Below are 15173 nucleotides of genomic sequence, written 5' to 3' on the forward strand. Positions count from 1 at the left end.
CGAGTCACCCTCGACAAGGTCGCATAGGTCAGCTGCGGTCAATTCTCTTCACAGCACCGGAGACGCTTCGGGAACCGAAGCGTTCTCCGCCACGAGATCGTGTCCACCGCCGGCCGCACCCGGTGACGTCTCGACACCGGCGCCCACGCGTCCGACCGTGCGCCGGCGTCCGATCCGGGCGTCGACGAAGTGATCGCGCGGCAACCGCGACAGGGGCGGAGGGGAGGCCATGACGGAGATGTCGCGTCCCGGCCCGAGAACGTTGCAGTTCGCGCGCAGTCGATCACACGGCGTGCGGCGACCCGAGGGCGAGATTGAACGAGCGTCACGGCGGGCACGCCCCGGGGGAGACAGGACTGCGCGATCACCGCGCTCCCCTCGGCCCGTCGAGATGGTGGCGGGACGTCATCACCCCCGAGATCGCGACGACGGCCGAGGCCTCCCCACCGTGCCCGTGTGTGCGGTAGCTCCCGCCTGCCGGCGAGCGATCTCTCTCGTTCGCGCCAGGAGCACGACCATGACCTCCATGCTGCCTCCACCCCAGGAGGCCCCGGACACCACCCCCGACACCCCCGACACCCCGATCCGCACCGTCGGGCTGCTCGCCGATCCCGGCCTGCCGACGAAGCTCGCCGAGCAGGTCGCCCTCGACCTCCCCGACGTCCTCGCCCGCCACCTGCCGGGACGCACCTGGCGGGTCGAGACGGCCGAGGGCCCGGTCGGCCTGGACTCCGAGGGCCTCGTGCCCATGTTCCGCACGGGCTGCGAGCGCCAGCGCCGCCACGGCTGGGACGTCGTCGTGATCGTCACCGACCTGCCGCGGCGGGCGGGCACCGAGCCGCTCGTGTCCGACTTCGGCGCCGACGACGGGGTCGGCCTCGTCTCGGTGCCGGCCCTCGGGGCCGTCTCGTTGCGCCGGCGCCTGCGCGCCGCCGTCGTCGACCTGCTCGAGCACGGCCTCGCGGACCCGGCGGACGCCCCGAGACCGACCCGGCGCGGCCTGTTCGCCCCGCCGATCTGCCGGATCGCCTCGGAGCACGAGGGCATCGACAGCCACCTCGCGCTGCGCGGGACGCGGGGGCGCCTGCGCCTGCTCGCCGGCATGGTGCGCAGCAACCGGCCGTGGCGCCTCGTCCCGAGCCTGTCCACGGCGCTCGCCGCGGCCGCCGCCGGTGCCGCGTTCGGCATCTTCTACTCGAACATCTGGGAGCTCGCGAGCGCCGCCGGGCCGTCGCGCCTGGTGCTGATCGCGGTGCTGGCGGTCGCGGCCATGAGCACCTGGCTGATCGCCGACAACGAGCTGTGGGAGCGCCCGCGGTCGCGGCGCCTGCGCGCCGAGGTGCACCTCTACAACGCGGCGACGACCTCGACGATCGTGCTCGGCGTGGTCTGTTGCTACGCGTTGCTGCTGGTGCTGGCGGGGTCGGCGGCCGCCGTCGTGATCCCGCCGTCGTCGCTGGCCGAGACCGTCGGGCACCCCGTGGGGCCCGCGGCGTACCTGGCGGTGGCCTCGATGGCGACGTCGATGGGCATCGTGGCCGGCGCGGTCGGGTCGGGGCTGACGGCACCCGAGGACGTGCGCGCCGCGGCCTACAGCACCCGTGAGCAGCAGCGTCGCGCCCGCCTCGACGAGGAGGACGACCGCGCGGCCGCGGACGAGAGCGCCTGAGGACCCCTCACGCCGGCAGTGGGCGGCGGCGTCGCGCGGACCGGGCCGGCGCGGGCGGGGACGAGCAGACCGGGGCGAGCACGACGCCGAGCGCGGCCAGGTCGTCGGCGAGCCAGCCCAGCCGGCCCCACGCGTCGGCGAGCCGGAGCGTCTCGCGCGGGTGCTCGCGGCGGCCCGGGGCGGCGGCGAGCGCGCGCAGGGCGCTGTCGAGGAAGTCCGCGGGGACGGCGAGCACGGCCGCCGGGGTGCGCCCCTCGGCCAGCGAGCGGGCGACGCCCGCGTAGCCGTCGGCGAGGGCCTGGGCGTCGTCGCGGAGGCGCGCGACGAGGTCGGGCCAGCGGTCGGGGAGCCACGAGGACGCGGGGTCGAGGTCGCCGAGGGACGTGCGCGCGGTCCGCACGGCCCGGTGCACGACGCCGAGCACGACGAACCAGTCGACGTCGCCCTCGTGGCGGGCGCGGCGCTCGGAGCGGTACTGCAGGAACGTGGCCTCGAACAGCAGGAGCCAGTGCTCGGCGGGCTGCAGGCGCGCGGCCACGTCCTCCCGCGACCCGGTGCCCGCGAGCCACGACGACGACGCGGCCACCAGGGCGGCGGTCTCGCGCAGGCAGCGGGCGGCGTCGCGGCGGACCTCGCCGTGCCCGCCGGCCGGCCACACCGCCGCGCCGACGCCGATCCCGACCGCCGCGCCCACGGCGACGTCCAGGAACCGCACACCCGCGAGCGACGGACCCGCCGGGGAGAGCTGGGCGAACAGCACGGCGACGAGGACGGTGAAGCTCGCCTGCCCGGCGATCATCCCGAACACCTGCCCCGCGGCCACCGCCACGACGCACAGCAGCGGGAAGAGCGCCGCGTAGACGACGGTCTCCGGCCCCGCGAGCGCGAGCAGGCCGGCCGCGAGGCCCGCGCCCAGCGCGGTGCCGACGATCGCGGGCAGGAGCGTGGCGCGCGTCGACGTCACCGACGTGCGCATGAGCGTCAGCGTCGCCAAGAGCACCCACAGCCCGTGGGACAGGTCCAGCCCGCCGGCGACGAGCCGCGCTAGGGCGAGCCCGACCCCCAGGCGCAGCGCGTTCTGCAGGTACACCGACCTCAGGGAGAGGTGGGCGTGGATGCGGCGCCACCACAGCAGCGCGGTCGGGGCGGTGGCCCACCACGACAGCTCGGCGGCGCCGGGGGAGCGGGGACCGCGGGGGTCCACGACGATCTCCGCCGACTGCACGGCCACGCGGGCGGCCGACAGCGCCTGGCCGACGGCCACCGCGGCCCGCGCGTGCGCGACGGTCGCGTCGTCGTCGACGAGCGCGGAGATCGTGTCGAGGCGGCGCTGGGTGTAGGCGAGGCGCTCGGCGTCGAGGTCGGCGACCTCGGGCACCGGGCCGCGCCCGAGCAGCGCGTCCGCGGTGCGGTGCAGCGTCGTCGCGAGTGTGGCCAGCGTCGCGGCGGCGTCCACCGGGATCCCGCGCGCATCCACGGACAGGAGCGCGTCGACGCGGCCGTGCATCCCGCGCAGGGCGCCGCCGAGGTGGGCGAGGCTCCGGTCCTCGATCCCCGGGCCGGTGGGTCGCACCTCCCACGGCGTCGCGAGCAGCTTCAGCCGGCCGGCGGCGCGCGTCGCCGCGGCCCGGCGGGCGGGGACGGCGTCGGCGTCACCCGCCCCGGTGGCCTCGAGGAGCCCGGCGAGCGCGCGGGCCGCCGACGCCGCGCGACAGGCGTAGGACCGCACCGGGCGGGGCGGCCAGAGCACGCGGTCGGCGAGCAGGAGGAGCCCCACCCCGAACACGAAGCCGAGCACGCGCGCGGGCAGCGTCTCCGGGGCGAAGGGCGGGAACGACGGCAGGATGTAGACCAGCTGCAGCCCGTTGGCCACGCCCGCGAGCCGCGGGCCGCCGACCGCGATGAACGCGACGGACACGCCGACCACGAGCATGCCGACCGACGCCAGGAGCGTGCTGCCGGCGAGCAGCGTCCCGATCGTCAGCAGGACCGTGCCCGCGACGAGGCAGCCGACCAGCGTCCGGGTGCGCTGGCGCGGCGTCCCGACGACCTGCGAGAGCACCCCGAACCCGATCGTGCCGAACACCGCGTACGTCGCCGCGGTGGGGCTGCCGAACCCGTAGCGGCACACCATGAACACGACGGTGGCGACGACGCCGACGCGCAGCGCCCGCCGGCACGCGCCGAGCCCCGGGTCGCGGCGCAGGAGCCAGCGCAGAGCCCGGCGACCGGCCATCGTCGCAGTGTGCCGCGACGACGCCCGGCTGCCCAGGGGCTGATCAGCGCACGGGGCGTCAGCGCACCCTCGGCCGCCCTCCGGTACCTCGCCCGATCACGCGCTCCGACGGGGACGGGGAGGTGCCCGGGGACGTGCCCGGGGACGGGGAGGTGGCCGGGGCCGGAGCCGGGGCGGGTACGGGCGGCGGTACCGGCCGAGCGTCCGACGCCCGCCCCCGGGGCAGGCAGCACTTCTTGTACTTGGTGCGCGATCCGCACCAGCACGGGTCGTTGCGCCCCGGCGGCCAGACGAGGCGGGGGCCGGGTGCGGGGTCGGGTGCGGGCGGGCCGGCGGCGAGGTCCGCGAGCATCGCGGCCAGCAGCTCCGGGGTCGCGACCTCGACCTCGAGCGGCTCGCCCTCGGCGTCGGCGGCCTGCAGCTCGCGCTCGACGAGCGCCCGGTGGGTGTCCCAGTCGTGCCCGAGCTCGTCGGCCGCGGCCGGGTGCGCGGCGAGGAGCCGGGTGAAGGACGGCTCGGGGTGGAACACCAGATCCGGCGCGGCGTCGAGGTCGTCGGCCATCGCGTCGTACTCGTCGGCGGCGAGACCGAGGTCGGCGCGGACGTCGCGCCGCCGGCCGATCAGCTCGTCGACCAGGTCCTCCGCGTCGAGGTGCTCCTCGGAACCCTCCGGCAGGCGCTCCACGCGCTCGATCGCCGTGAGCACGGCCGCGGTGAGCCACTGCTCGGCGATCTCGCCGCGCCCGTTCTCGGTGAGCGCGTCGGCGATCGGGCGCACCGACCCCACCTCGCGCAACAGCAGTGGCCGGAGCTTCGTGAGCTCGGCCATGCCCTCCTCGCCGCGACCGAGGCGCAGCAGACGCTCGGCGTGGGCCGCCGGGATCCAGTCCCGGTCGGCCGACCCCGCCCCGGCGCCGACCGCGCGGGCCGAGAGGTCGACGGCCTCGTCGTGGTCCCCGGCCAGCTCGCGGGCCTCGGCGGCCAGGCTCAGCGCGTAGGCGGCGTCCTCGGGGTCGGCGAGGCGCCCCTCCTCGACCGCGGACACCAGCTCCTCGGCGTACGGGCGCGGATCGCGCGCACGGACCGCCTCGGTACCGAGGCCGTCGAGGTCGTCGGACGTCAGGAGCGAGGCCACCGGGGGAACGGTAGGCCTCGCTCCCGGCGGCGGGTCAGGCCGGCAGGTCCACCAGGTCCGCCAGCACCGACCGGTGGTGGTCGGCGGAGCCCAGGACGAGGGCGTCGGCGCGGGCGCGCTTGAGGAACAGGTGCGCCGGGTGCTCCCACGTGAAGCCGATGCCGCCGTGGAGCTGCAGGCCGTCCTCGGCGGCGAGCAGCGCCACCTCGGAGCAGTGCGCCTGGGCGACCGCGGCGGCGACCGGGAGGTCCGGCGAGCCGTCGGCCGCGCACCGCGCGGCGTACCGGGCGACCGCGCGGGCCTGGGTGATCGCGACCCAGAGGTCGGCCAGCCGGTGCTTGAGCGCCTGGTACGACGCCAGCTGGCGGCCGAACTGGTGGCGGTCGCGCAGGTAGGCGACGGTGTCGGCGAGGCAGCGCTCGGCGAGCCCGAGCTGCTCGGAGGCGAGGACCGCGGCGCCGACCTGCAGCGCGTGGTCCACGTCGGCCCCGGACACGATCCGCGCCGGAGCCCCGTCGAACACGATGTCGGTGAGGCGGCGGGTCATGTCGAGCGACTCGGAGGTCGTACGCGTGACCCCCTCCCCGTCGGCGCCCACCACGGCGATCTCGCCGGCCGAGACCGGCACGAGCAGCACGTCGGCGGTGACGGCGTCGACGACGGCGGTGACCGTGCCGGCGACGAGGTCCCCGGCACCCCGGCGCTCGACGGTGACCGGCACCGGCCGCCCCGCGCCGCGGGTGGCGCCGACGACCAGCACGGCCGTGCGCTCCCCGGCGGCGACGGCCGCGAGCAGCTCGTCCTCACCGGTCCCGAGCAGCAGCGCGCTCGCCACGGCACCGCCCAGGAACGGCACGGGCGCGACGGCGCGGCCGAGCTCCTCGGCGACGACGGCGACCTCGCGCCACGACGCGCCGGCGCCGCCGCGCTCCTCGGGCACCGCGAGGCCCGCGACGCCGATCTCCTGGGTGAGCCGCTTCCACAGGTCGGTGTCGACCGCGTCGTCGGTGTCGGTGCGCCGGAGCACGGCGTCCCACGGGGCCTGCTTGTCGACGAGCGCGCGGACGCTGGCGCGCAGGTCGTCCTCGACGTCGGTGTAGAGGAGGTCGCCGGTCTCGGGGGTGCCAGGAGCTGTCGCTGCGGCGCTCATCGGGGCAGGTCCTTCCACGGCACGTCCTTGTCGGCGCGGGCCTCGGCGGGCAGGCCGAGCACACGCTCGGCGACGACGTTGCGGAGGATCTCGGACGTGCCGCCCTCGATCGAGTTGGCGCGGAAGCGCAGGTAGCGCCAGCCGGTGTCGCGGCTGCCGTAGTCCTCGACCTCGGGGCGGCGCTCGGTGTAGTCGGGGTAGCGCAGGCCGTCCTCCCCGCACAGCTCGAGCTCGAGGCTCGCGCACTCCTGGTTGAGGCGCGCGTAGGTGATCTTCACGCCGGAGCCCTCGGGACCGGGCTGCCCGGCGGCCTGCTGCTGCCCCAGGCGCTCGGCGGTCAGGCGCGCCGCCTCGGTCTGCACCCAGAGCCGCAGCATCCGGTCGTGCAGCCCGGGGGTGTGCGCCTCGGGGTGCTCGCGCCACCGGGCGGCCAGGGCGCCGACGGCCCCGCTCTCGCGGGGCAGCGTGCCGCCGCCGATGGCCACGCGCTCGTTCATCAGCGTGTACTGCGCGACCGCCCAGCCCTGACCGACCTCGCCGAGGCGCTGGTCGTCGGGGACGCGGACGTCGGTCAGGAAGACCTCGTTGAACTCCGCCTCGCCGGTGATCTGCCGCAGCCCGCGGACCTCGACCCCCGGCGCGGTCATGTCCACGACGAAGTAGGACAGCCCGCGGTGCTTGACCGCCTCGGGGTCGGTGCGGGCGAGGATGATCCCCCAGCGGGCGTGGTGGGCCATGGAGGTCCACACCTTCTGCCCGTTGAGCACCCACGCATCGCCGTCCCACACGGCGCTGGTGCCGACGCCCGCGAGGTCCGAGCCCGCGCCGGGCTCGCTGAACAGCTGGCACCAGATGTCCTCGCCGGTCCACAGCGAGGGCAGCCAGCGCTGCTTCTGCGCGTCGTCGCCGAAGCGCAGGATCGTCGGCGCGGCCATGCCGAGGCCGATGACGTTGAGCCGCGGCCGGTTCTCCGGCGCGCCCGCGCGCGCGAAGGCGGCGTCGACGGCGGTCTGCAGGCCGTTCTCGGCGCCGAGCCCGCCCAGCCCGGCCGGGTAGTGCACCCAGGCCAGGCCGGCGGCGAAGCGCTCGCGGAGGAACTCGGCGGCGTCGGTGCTCGCGGGGTCGTGCTCGGCGAGGAACTCCTCGACCCGCTGCGCGAGCGCGGCGGCGTCGGGAGGGCTGCCGGAGACGGACCGCAGCGGAGCTCGACCATCCTGCTCAGTAGTCGTCACCCTTGCACCCTCCGTCGCCGATCCGCGCCTGTCGAGTCCGGTGTCCGCCGGATCCGGCTGACCTGCGAGGGTGCTGCCCGTGGCCGATCTCGAGAGCTGGCTCGCCGACCACGCCCGCCCGCTCGCGGTGGCGGACGACGACCTGGCCGACGACGGGCTCGACGCCGTCGAGGCCTGGGTGCCGGCGAGCGCCGGCGCGCGGGTGGTCGCGGTCGGCCCGGCGGTGGGCGGCACGCGCGAGCTCGCGCTGCTGGCCTGCCGGCTGATCGAGAACGCCGTGCGCGACGGCGGGGCCCGCACGGTCGCGCTGCAGTCCGGCGAGTCCGCGACCACCGTGCTCGACGACCACGTGCGCCACGGGACGGGTGCGGCCGGCGACGCGCTCGAGCGCCTCGGGTCGTGGAGCTGGAACACCCGCGAGGTGCTCGACCTCGTCCGCGTGCTCGCCGAGGTCCGCTCGGTGCCGGTGGTCGGGATCGACCCGCGCCCGCCCGCGACCGCCGTCCGCGTCGTCGGTGCCTTCCTGCGCACCGCCGCGCCGGACGCGCTGCCGCCGGTGGCCGACGCGCTCGCCGACCTCGCGCTCGGGCACGGCGGTGGACGCGACGGGGCCGCCTCCCGCGCGGCGGTCGAGCGGGTGCGGGAGCGACTGGAGCGCGACGTCCCCGCGCTCGTCGCGGCGACCTCGCCCGCGCAGCACGCCGAGGCGGTCCGCCACGCCGGGTTCCTGGCGCGCGCCGCCGAGCTCGCGGCCTGCCCGCCCGACCGCGCCGACGCCCTCGCCGGCCGGCTGATGGCCGACGCGGTGCTCGACGCCCTGGGCTCCGACGCCCCGGGCTCCGACGCCCTGGGCTCCGACGGGCGCGTCGTGCTCTGGGCGCACGCCGACCACATCGTCGTCCGCGCCGGCTCGCTCGGTGCGCACCTGCGCGAGCACCTCGGCGACGGGTACCGCGCGCTGGTGCTGTCCGCGGGGTCGGGCTCGACGCGCGCGGTCCGGACCCGGCGGGTGTTCGGGCGGGCGCGCACCCCGTCGGTGCACCGCTTCGCGGCCCCGGCGGCGTCGTCGCTGGAGGGCACGGTGCTCGCGGCGTGCCCGCGGGACGCGCTGGTCGACCTGCGGGCGCTGGGCGAGCCCGGCGTCCCCGACGCCGTCACCGCCTGGGCCGGGGCGACGACGTCGCGGCGCTCGGTCGGCGACGAGGTGTCGCCCGGCGCGCCCGTCGGGGCCACCGTGCCCTGCGTCCCCGGGACCGAGCTCGACGCGGTCGCCGTGGTGTCGACCGTGCACCCCGGCTGGGTGCGCTAAGCCCTGCTCGCGAGCACCGCGCGGCCGCGGGGCGAGAGCTCGTAGCCGACCGGCAGCGAGTGCGTCAGCCCCAGCGCCTTGAGCCGGCGGACGTCGGCCTTGAACGGCAGGGTCTCGCGGCCGAAGGACGCGGCCAGGTCCGGCGCCCGCACGCCGGGGCGCTCGGCGATCGCCGCGAGCGTCGCCCACGCCCAGGGACCGTGCCCGCTGCGCGCGTCCATCGCGTCGAGGCGGCGGGCCACCGCGGCGAGGTCGTCGGCACCGGGCACGGACGCGGCGAGCTCGGCGCGCGGGTCGGGCTCGTCGAGCAGGTGGAAGCGCACGCGGTAGAGCTCGGCGTCGTCGCCCGCGTGCCGGTCGGCCTCGGCGAGCATCGCGGCGACGGAGTCGAACCCGGCGCGGCGGGCGTCGTCCGGTCCGAGGTCCTCGCGGCGCACGACGTCCACCTCGTCGACCTGCAGCCGTCCCACCGGCGTGCGGTACGGGCGTCCGGGCCGGACCTGCGCGCGCTTCCAGCGCCGGAAGGTCAGGTCGACCTCGCCGCGCGCGATCGGGTCGGCGAAGCGCAGGGCGAAGAGCACGGGATCGGGCCTCTCAGATCGAGCTGACGCCGACCACGAAGAAGAAGAGCCAGAAGAGGATCCAGCCGACGATGGGGATGTAGCCCAGCACGAGGCCGGCGATCGTCATCCCGTGGCCGGTGTTCTGCCCGCTGCTCGTCTCGCGCCAGGCCAGGTGGCCGCAGATCACGGCGGCGATCGACGCGATGCCGGCGGTGAAGAACCCGAGGATCCCGCAGACCAGCGCGGCCACCGCCAGCCCGGACACCGCCGGGCCGCCGGGGTAGGAGCCGTAGGACGCCGGCGTGTACGGGCCCTGCGGGTAGGGCGTGCCGGGGCCCGCGGGGTAGCCGCCGTACGGGTCCTGGCCGTACGGGGCCTGCCCGTACTGGCCGTACTGACCCGAGCCGTAGGCGCCCGGCCCGTACGGGCCCGGCGCGGACTGGTCCTGCGGCGCCGCGTAGGGGTTCTGTGCCGCGCGGTCGGCCGCGTAGGGGTCGGCGTAGGGCTCGAGCGCGTACGGGCTGGGGCCGTAGGGGTCCGAGGTGTACGGCTGGGACGGCCGGTCCGCGGGCGGCGGCCCGTCCGGTGACGGGGTCGGCGCGCCCCCCGGTGGTGCGAAGGGCGCCGGGGTGTCCTGTCCGTCCCGGCCGTCGCGCTGCGGTTCCCACGGCGAGCTCACGCCGGGATCGTAGGACGGCGTCCCGATCTGCGGGGGGCATCGACGCCGACCACGTCAGAGGGCGGGGATGACGAGGTCGGCGTAGGTGTCGCCGTCGGTGTCGGCGACCGCCACCGGGCCCTGCTCCCCGTACGCCGCGCCGTCGGTGATCGCGGCGTCGCCGTAGCCGTCGGCGTCGGTGTCGAGGACGACCTCGTCGACGCGGCCGTCGTGGTCGCGGTCGGACACCGCGTACTCGTCGTAGCCGTCGCGGTCCTCGTCGGCCGACGCGGTCTCGGCGTAGCCGTCGCCGTCCGCGTCCGTGGCGGTCGACTCGTAGTAACCGTCGTGGTCGCCGTCGAACGAGGTCGCGCTCGGCGTCCCCGCCGGGAACGCCAGGAGGCCGCCGTCCGCGCCGTACGTCGCGCCGTCGTCGGTGGTGTAGGTGCCGTCGGTGTCGGACGTACCGGGGTCGCTCATCGTCGTGCTCCTCGCCGAGGGGGTGACCTGATCGACCCTCTGACGCCGCGAGCGCCCCGGGATGTTCCTGAGAGAACCCTGGCGGCGGCTCCTCAGCGGCGCCTCAGCGGCGCCGGCCGCCGCGGACGGGCTCGATCCGGCCCCCCGCGGGTGATCGTTCAGGGAAGCAGGACGAACGCCACCCGGCCCTGCGTGTCGACGCCGACGCGGGCGCCGCCGGCCGCATAGCGGTAGACGCCGGAGCCGCGCTGCGGGGGCTCGCGCAGCGCAGCGAGGAGCGCCTCGCGGTTGGGCGGCTGGGCGAGCAGCGGCGAGACCTGCGACCACGGCGCGGCGTCGACGGCGGCCGAGGGCCGGTAACGCCGCTCGACGGCCGGGAGGTCGCCGGCGCCGAGGGCGGTGTAGAGCTCGCGGACCCCGGTGGCCACGGCCGCGGGCAGGGCACGGCCGGCGGTGTCGGTGACGGCGGGCTCGCCGGCCGGGACGGGCGCGGGGGCCGGGGCCGGCGCGGCGCTCCGCACGGGCTGTGCCGGGGCCGCCGCCTGCGTGCTGCCCGCCGGGGCCACCGGCGCGGTGACGAGGGTGAGGACGGCCAGGGCCGCGGCCACGAGGATCGCGACGCCGAGGGCGGCGCTCGCGATCCAGGGTCCGCGACCGGCGCCGGCGCTCGCAGCCGGCGCGCTCACCGCCACGACGCCGTGACGTGCTCGGCGTTCCCCGTGCTGCTCATGTGGCCCTCCTCGATCGGTCCCCGGCCGCAGTATCGGGACGGTCACCGACCCGTGTTACCGCTGGCCGGGCAGTCTGCGTCACCCGGTCGTGGTTCGTACACCCCGCGCTCAGACCGGCGGCAGACGGGGCACGGTCGCGGCCGCCAGGCGGGTGGCGTCGGCGCAGAGCTCGTCGACCGGTCGCGGGCCGAGCACCGACACCTCGAGCAGCTCGACGCGCTCGCCGCCGCCCGGGACGGTGATGGAGCGCTGGGCCACGGCGGCGTCGCAGGACGCGCCGCGCGGCGTCACCGCGACCGGGCGGCCCGCGATCTCCGTGGTCGGGGTGAACGCGGCGCGGCGCTCGACACCGAGGTCGACGGCGGTGGGCCCGCTGCCCCAGCGGCAGGCCCAGCCGCCGACGCCGGGGGCGACGCGGTCGGCCTCGAGACCGGGGACGCCGCCGAGGTCGGCGGGCGAGAGCAGCGCGCAGGTGTCGACGGTGGTGAGCGCGTCGGGCGGGTCGGCGACCGCGCGCCGCGGCAGGGGCGTGCTGCGCTGCAGGGCGCGCACGGTGGTGGCGGTCGCCGCGTCAGCGGTGGCGCACGCGTCGGCACCGGACCCCGCGGGCAGGAGGGCGTCGACGGCGACCTGCACGCCCTCGGTCGTCACCACGATGCGCGTGCACACCCCGGGCTGCGGGGCGGGCCGCCGCACGAGCAGCGGACCGACCCGCTCCTGCGGGCCCGCGGTGACGGCCGTCGCGACCGGCTCCAGGGTCGCGACCACCGCGACGTCGCCGCCCGGCGCGCGGACGTCGAGGGTGCACGCGGCGGGGCTCCCGAGGTCGGGCACGACCCGCGCGGACCCGGGCGGCGTGATCGCCGCGGGGTCGACGAGGCCGCACGGCGCGACGGTCGCCGGATCGCCGATCACCCCGGGCACGACCCGGTCGCCGGGCGCGGCCGACGGTGCCGGCGCGCGGAGCAGCGCGACGCCCGCGACCACGGCGACGAGCACGACGACGGCCGCGACCACCCCCGCGACCACGCCCGCGACGACGGGCCCCCGCCGGCGTGGGCCCGCTCCGAGCGCGCGCGACGGGACGCCGAGCGGACGCGGGGCCGGGGGCGGTGTCGGGGCCTGCGCGGAGGCCTGCGCGGGGGATGGTGCGGGGGACGGCGCGGGGGACGGGCCCGGCGACGGGACCGGCGGGAGCGGGCCCACCCGGACCGTCGGGCGGTCGGGACGGCGGGCGTCGCCGGCCGGCACCGGCACCGTCGTGGCCCGCCTCGCCGCCCGAGCGTCGCCGGCCACCGGGGTCGCGATCACCTCGGTGAGGCGGGGACCGGCGTCGAGGGCCCGCAGGTCGCGGACGAAGCTCGCGCCGAGCCCGCCGGGTGCCCCACCCGGCACCCCACCAGCGGCGCCGGCCACGTGCTCGAGGACGGCCCGGAGGTCGCCGTCGTCCCCGTCGACCGGGACCGCGGCGAGCGTCGCGGCCAGGGCGCGGACGTCGTCGTCCTCGGCGGCGGCCCGGTCGTCCGGCCGCAGGCCCGAGGGCGCGCCGAGCAGCCACACCGCCCCGCCGGCCCCGACGAGCACGACGTCCGCGCCCACCCGGCCGTGGATCAGCCGCGCGGTGTGGGCCGCGGCGAGGGCCTCGGCGAGGACCAGGGCCATCGCGCGCAGCCGGGACGCCGTGACCGGGCCGGTGGCGGCGAGCCCCCGCGCGCCGGGCGGGACGTCGTGGAGGAGCCACAGCGCGTGGTCCCGGCCGGCGGCGACGTCGCGGGCCGGCGCCAGGCCGGGGTGCGGGTGCCCGGCCGCGCGCCGGACGTCGCGCGCCACCCGGGTCAGCGCCACCGTGCCCTCCCCGTCGAGCGCCACCGCGACGACGTCGCGGTCGTCCCAGTCGTCGTGCGCCGCCCGGACGGCCGCGGTGATCGCGGCCCCGAGGCGGTAGTGGCCGCCCGAGAGCGGCTCGACGTCCGTCACGGCGGTCCGATCGTCGCCTCGTCGGTGGGATCAGCCGCCGAAGGTGCTCCGGGCGCGGAACTGCACGGCCCCGAAGACGGCGTTGGACTGCTCCAGGGTGCTGGTGCGGATCTCCCAGCTGTAGTTCAGGTCCCGGTAGATGCCCGTGGAGTAGACGGTGCCGTTGGCCTCGGCGGTGTACAGCGGGCCCTGCTCCACCTGGCCGGCGCGCCACACGTCGAAGTTCTCGATGCGGGGCCCGAGCCGCGACGTGTCGTCGTAGAAGGACCGCGCCCCGGCCGCGTCGGGCCAGCGGGCGAAGATGACCCGGGCGCCCGGCGCGACGCTGGAGAAGTCGCAGATGTAGGCCTCGGTCGGGTTCGCGCCGCTGGTGGTGGTCAGCTGGTCGTTCGACGTGGTCGGCCGGCAGGTGGAGGCCGTGACGTCCGGGAAGACCTGCGCCATCGTCGCCTGGCCCGCGGGCGCGGTGGAGCCGTTGCCGCCCGCGTTCGAGCCGCCGCCGGAGCCGCCCGTGGTGACCGGCGGCTGCGCGCCGGTGGTGACCGGGCCGGGCGTCGGCGTCGGGGTGGTGTTCTGGTTGAGGATCACGACCGCGCCGACCACGACGACCAGCAGCACGGCGGCGACACCGGCGATGATCGCGACGACCTTGCCCTTGCCGCCCTTCGGCGGGGGCGGCGGCTGGCCGTACCAGCCCTGGGGGCCGCTGCCACCCGGAGGCGGCGGCGGGTACTGCCCGGTGCCGTAGCCGTAGCCCTGCGGCCCCGTGCCGGGCGGGTAGCCCGGCTGGCCGTAGCCCTGGGTGCCACCCGGCTGGGTCGGCCCCCACGCGGCGGGGGCGGGCTGCGGGCCGGAGCCCTGCGGTGACCCGAACGGCGACGGGCCCTGGGGGCCCGACGGCGGAGCGTGGGGGGTCCACGGCTGGGCGGCCTGCGGACCCGAGGTCGGCCGGGGACCGGGGACCTGGGTGGGGGTGGCGCCCTGCGGGCCGGAGGAGCCCGCCCCGGCGGCGCCCGCGGCGCCCGCCGCACCGGCGACCGCGCCGATCCCGAGCGCGCCGGCACCGGCCGCCGTGTTGCGGGTGGTCGCGTCGTCGGCGCCCCCGACCGGCGTGGTGCCCGAGGCCGGGGTCTCGCCGCCGACCGCGCGAACGGCGGCGTCGGCGAAGTCGCCGGCGGTGGCGAAGCGCTGCGCCGGGTCCTTGGCCATCGCCTGGGCGAGCACCGCGTCGAGGGCGGGCGGCGAGCCGGGCGCGACCTCCGAGAGGCGCGGCGGGGTCTCGTTGAGGTGGTCGTACATGAGGCCGGGGCCCTCGGACACGAACGGCGGGCGTCCGGCGATCGCCTCGAACAGCAGGCAGCCCAGCGCGTAGACGTCGACGCGGCGGTCCATCTCGCGGCCCACGAACAGCTCGGGGGCCATGTAGGCGAGCGTCCCGATCGCCGACCCGGTGCCGGTGAGCGAGCTCTTGGTGTCGCCGCCCATCGCGCGCACGATGCCGAAGTCGACGAGGTAGACGAAGTCGCGCCCACGGTGCTGGGTGATCAGCACGTTGGACGGCTTGACGTCGCGGTGGATCAGCCCGTCGTCGTGGGCGGCGTCGAGCGCGTCGGCGGTCTGGCGCACGATCTCGGCGGCGCGCCGCGGCTCGAGGCGGCCGTGGCGCTCGATCTCCTCGGCGAGGTCGACGCCCGAGACCAGGCGCATGTCGATGTAGAGGCGGCCGTCGATGGTGCCGAAGTCGTGGATCGGGATGACGTGCGGCGACGACAGGCGCGCGGCCGTGCGGGACTCGCGGCGGAACCGCTCCTGGTAGTCGCCGTCGTCGGCGAGACCGCCGTGGAGGCGCTTGACGGCCACGGTGCGCTGGCGCGACGTGTCGAAGGCGCGGAAGACCTCGCCCATCCCGCCGCGACCGATGCGTTCCTCGAGGCGGTAGGGCCCGAACGTCTCCGCGGGCTCGCCCGACGACGGCGGCGTCTGGCCCGGGGCCTCGGTGCTCATGCGGCGCTCTCCTGGATCACGGTGAAAGT

At 77.5% G+C, this 15173-nt stretch carries 12 protein-coding genes; 2 read left to right on the forward strand and 10 right to left on the reverse strand.

The genetic code is table 11. The features are described 5' to 3' along the window. Positions 1-526 precede the first annotated feature (526 nt). Positions 527-1669, forward strand: a complete 1143-nt coding sequence (locus PHK61_RS04225) for a hypothetical protein (protein WP_274279726.1) — start codon at positions 527-529, stop codon at positions 1667-1669. Positions 1670-1676: 7 nt separating this feature from the next. Here the strand turns inward: PHK61_RS04225 and PHK61_RS04230 are convergent, their stop codons facing one another. Genes PHK61_RS04230 through PHK61_RS04245 form a run of 4 tightly spaced genes read right to left on the reverse strand, consistent with a single transcriptional unit; the run spans position 1677 to position 7389 of the window. After that, a complete protein-coding gene (locus PHK61_RS04230) occupies positions 1677-3905 on the reverse strand; it encodes an FUSC family protein (protein WP_274279727.1) in 2229 nt (742 codons plus the stop codon). Positions 3906-3963: 58 nt separating this feature from the next. Then, positions 3964-5040 carry an SEC-C domain-containing protein gene (locus PHK61_RS04235; RefSeq protein ID WP_274279728.1) on the reverse strand — a complete coding sequence of 359 codons (1077 nt, stop codon included), beginning with the start codon at positions 5038-5040 and terminating at the stop codon, positions 3964-3966. Positions 5041-5074: 34 nt separating this feature from the next. Then, entirely contained in the window at positions 5075-6190 is a 1116-nt protein-coding gene (locus PHK61_RS04240) for an acyl-CoA dehydrogenase family protein (RefSeq protein WP_274279729.1), read from the reverse strand. Beyond that, positions 6187-7389 carry an acyl-CoA dehydrogenase family protein gene (locus tag PHK61_RS04245; RefSeq protein ID WP_274280016.1) on the reverse strand — a complete coding sequence of 401 codons (1203 nt, stop codon included), beginning with the start codon at positions 7387-7389 and terminating at the stop codon, positions 6187-6189. Before PHK61_RS04245 ends, PHK61_RS04240 begins: the two co-directional genes overlap by 4 nt. A 112-nt stretch (positions 7390-7501) precedes the next feature. Between PHK61_RS04245 and PHK61_RS04250 the strand changes: the two genes are divergently transcribed. Beyond that, on the forward strand, positions 7502-8731 hold the full coding sequence (locus PHK61_RS04250; protein WP_274279730.1) for an erythromycin esterase family protein: 1230 nt from the start codon (positions 7502-7504) through the stop codon (positions 8729-8731). Here PHK61_RS04250 and PHK61_RS04255 read toward each other — a convergent pair. The 6 genes from PHK61_RS04255 to PHK61_RS04280 all read right to left on the reverse strand — a co-directional run bounded on the left by PHK61_RS04255 (position 8728) and on the right by PHK61_RS04280 (position 15144). After that, entirely contained in the window at positions 8728-9312 is a 585-nt protein-coding gene (locus PHK61_RS04255; RefSeq protein WP_274279731.1) for an ASCH domain-containing protein, read from the reverse strand. The two genes, PHK61_RS04250 and PHK61_RS04255, sit on opposite strands and share 4 nt — an antisense overlap. A 13-nt stretch (positions 9313-9325) precedes the next feature. After that, positions 9326-9973, reverse strand: a complete 648-nt coding sequence (locus PHK61_RS04260) for a DUF4190 domain-containing protein (RefSeq protein ID WP_274279732.1) — start codon at positions 9971-9973, stop codon at positions 9326-9328. A gap of 54 nt (positions 9974-10027) precedes the next feature. Next, complete coding sequence (locus tag PHK61_RS04265; RefSeq protein ID WP_274279733.1) at positions 10028-10432, reverse strand: hypothetical protein; 405 nt, start codon at positions 10430-10432, stop codon at positions 10028-10030. A 158-nt stretch (positions 10433-10590) separates the two neighbouring features. After that, a complete protein-coding gene (locus PHK61_RS04270) occupies positions 10591-11118 on the reverse strand; it encodes a hypothetical protein (protein ID WP_274279734.1) in 528 nt (175 codons plus the stop codon). A 153-nt stretch (positions 11119-11271) separates the two neighbouring features. Beyond that, positions 11272-13140: a DUF3558 domain-containing protein gene (locus tag PHK61_RS04275; RefSeq protein WP_274279735.1), complete on the reverse strand. Its 1869-nt coding sequence runs from the start codon at positions 13138-13140 to the stop codon at positions 11272-11274. A gap of 30 nt (positions 13141-13170) precedes the next feature. Next, positions 13171-15144 (reverse strand): protein kinase domain-containing protein, encoded by a 1974-nt coding sequence (locus tag PHK61_RS04280; RefSeq protein WP_274279736.1) that lies wholly within the window; start codon positions 15142-15144, stop codon positions 13171-13173. Positions 15145-15173 lie beyond the last annotated feature (29 nt).

Source organism: Actinomycetospora lutea, from assembly GCF_028737205.1.
Lineage (GTDB): Bacteria > Actinomycetota > Actinomycetes > Mycobacteriales > Pseudonocardiaceae > Actinomycetospora > Actinomycetospora lutea.

What these genes read in the sequence shown, in the direction of transcription:
- PHK61_RS04225 (WP_274279726.1), top strand. Translation starts at nt 527, where the DNA reads ATGCTGCCTCCACCCCAGGAGGCCCCGGACACCACCCCCGACACCCCC.
- PHK61_RS04265 (WP_274279733.1), bottom strand. Translation starts at nt 10,432, where the DNA reads ATGAGCGACCCCGGTACGTCCGACACCGACGGCACCTACACCACCGAC.
- PHK61_RS04230 (WP_274279727.1), bottom strand. Translation starts at nt 3,905, where the DNA reads ATGGCCGGTCGCCGGGCTCTGCGCTGGCTCCTGCGCCGCGACCCGGGG.
- PHK61_RS04280 (WP_274279736.1), bottom strand. Translation starts at nt 15,144, where the DNA reads ATGAGCACCGAGGCCCCGGGCCAGACGCCGCCGTCGTCGGGCGAGCCC.
- PHK61_RS04240 (WP_274279729.1), bottom strand. Translation starts at nt 6,190, where the DNA reads ATGAGCGCCGCAGCGACAGCTCCTGGCACCCCCGAGACCGGCGACCTC.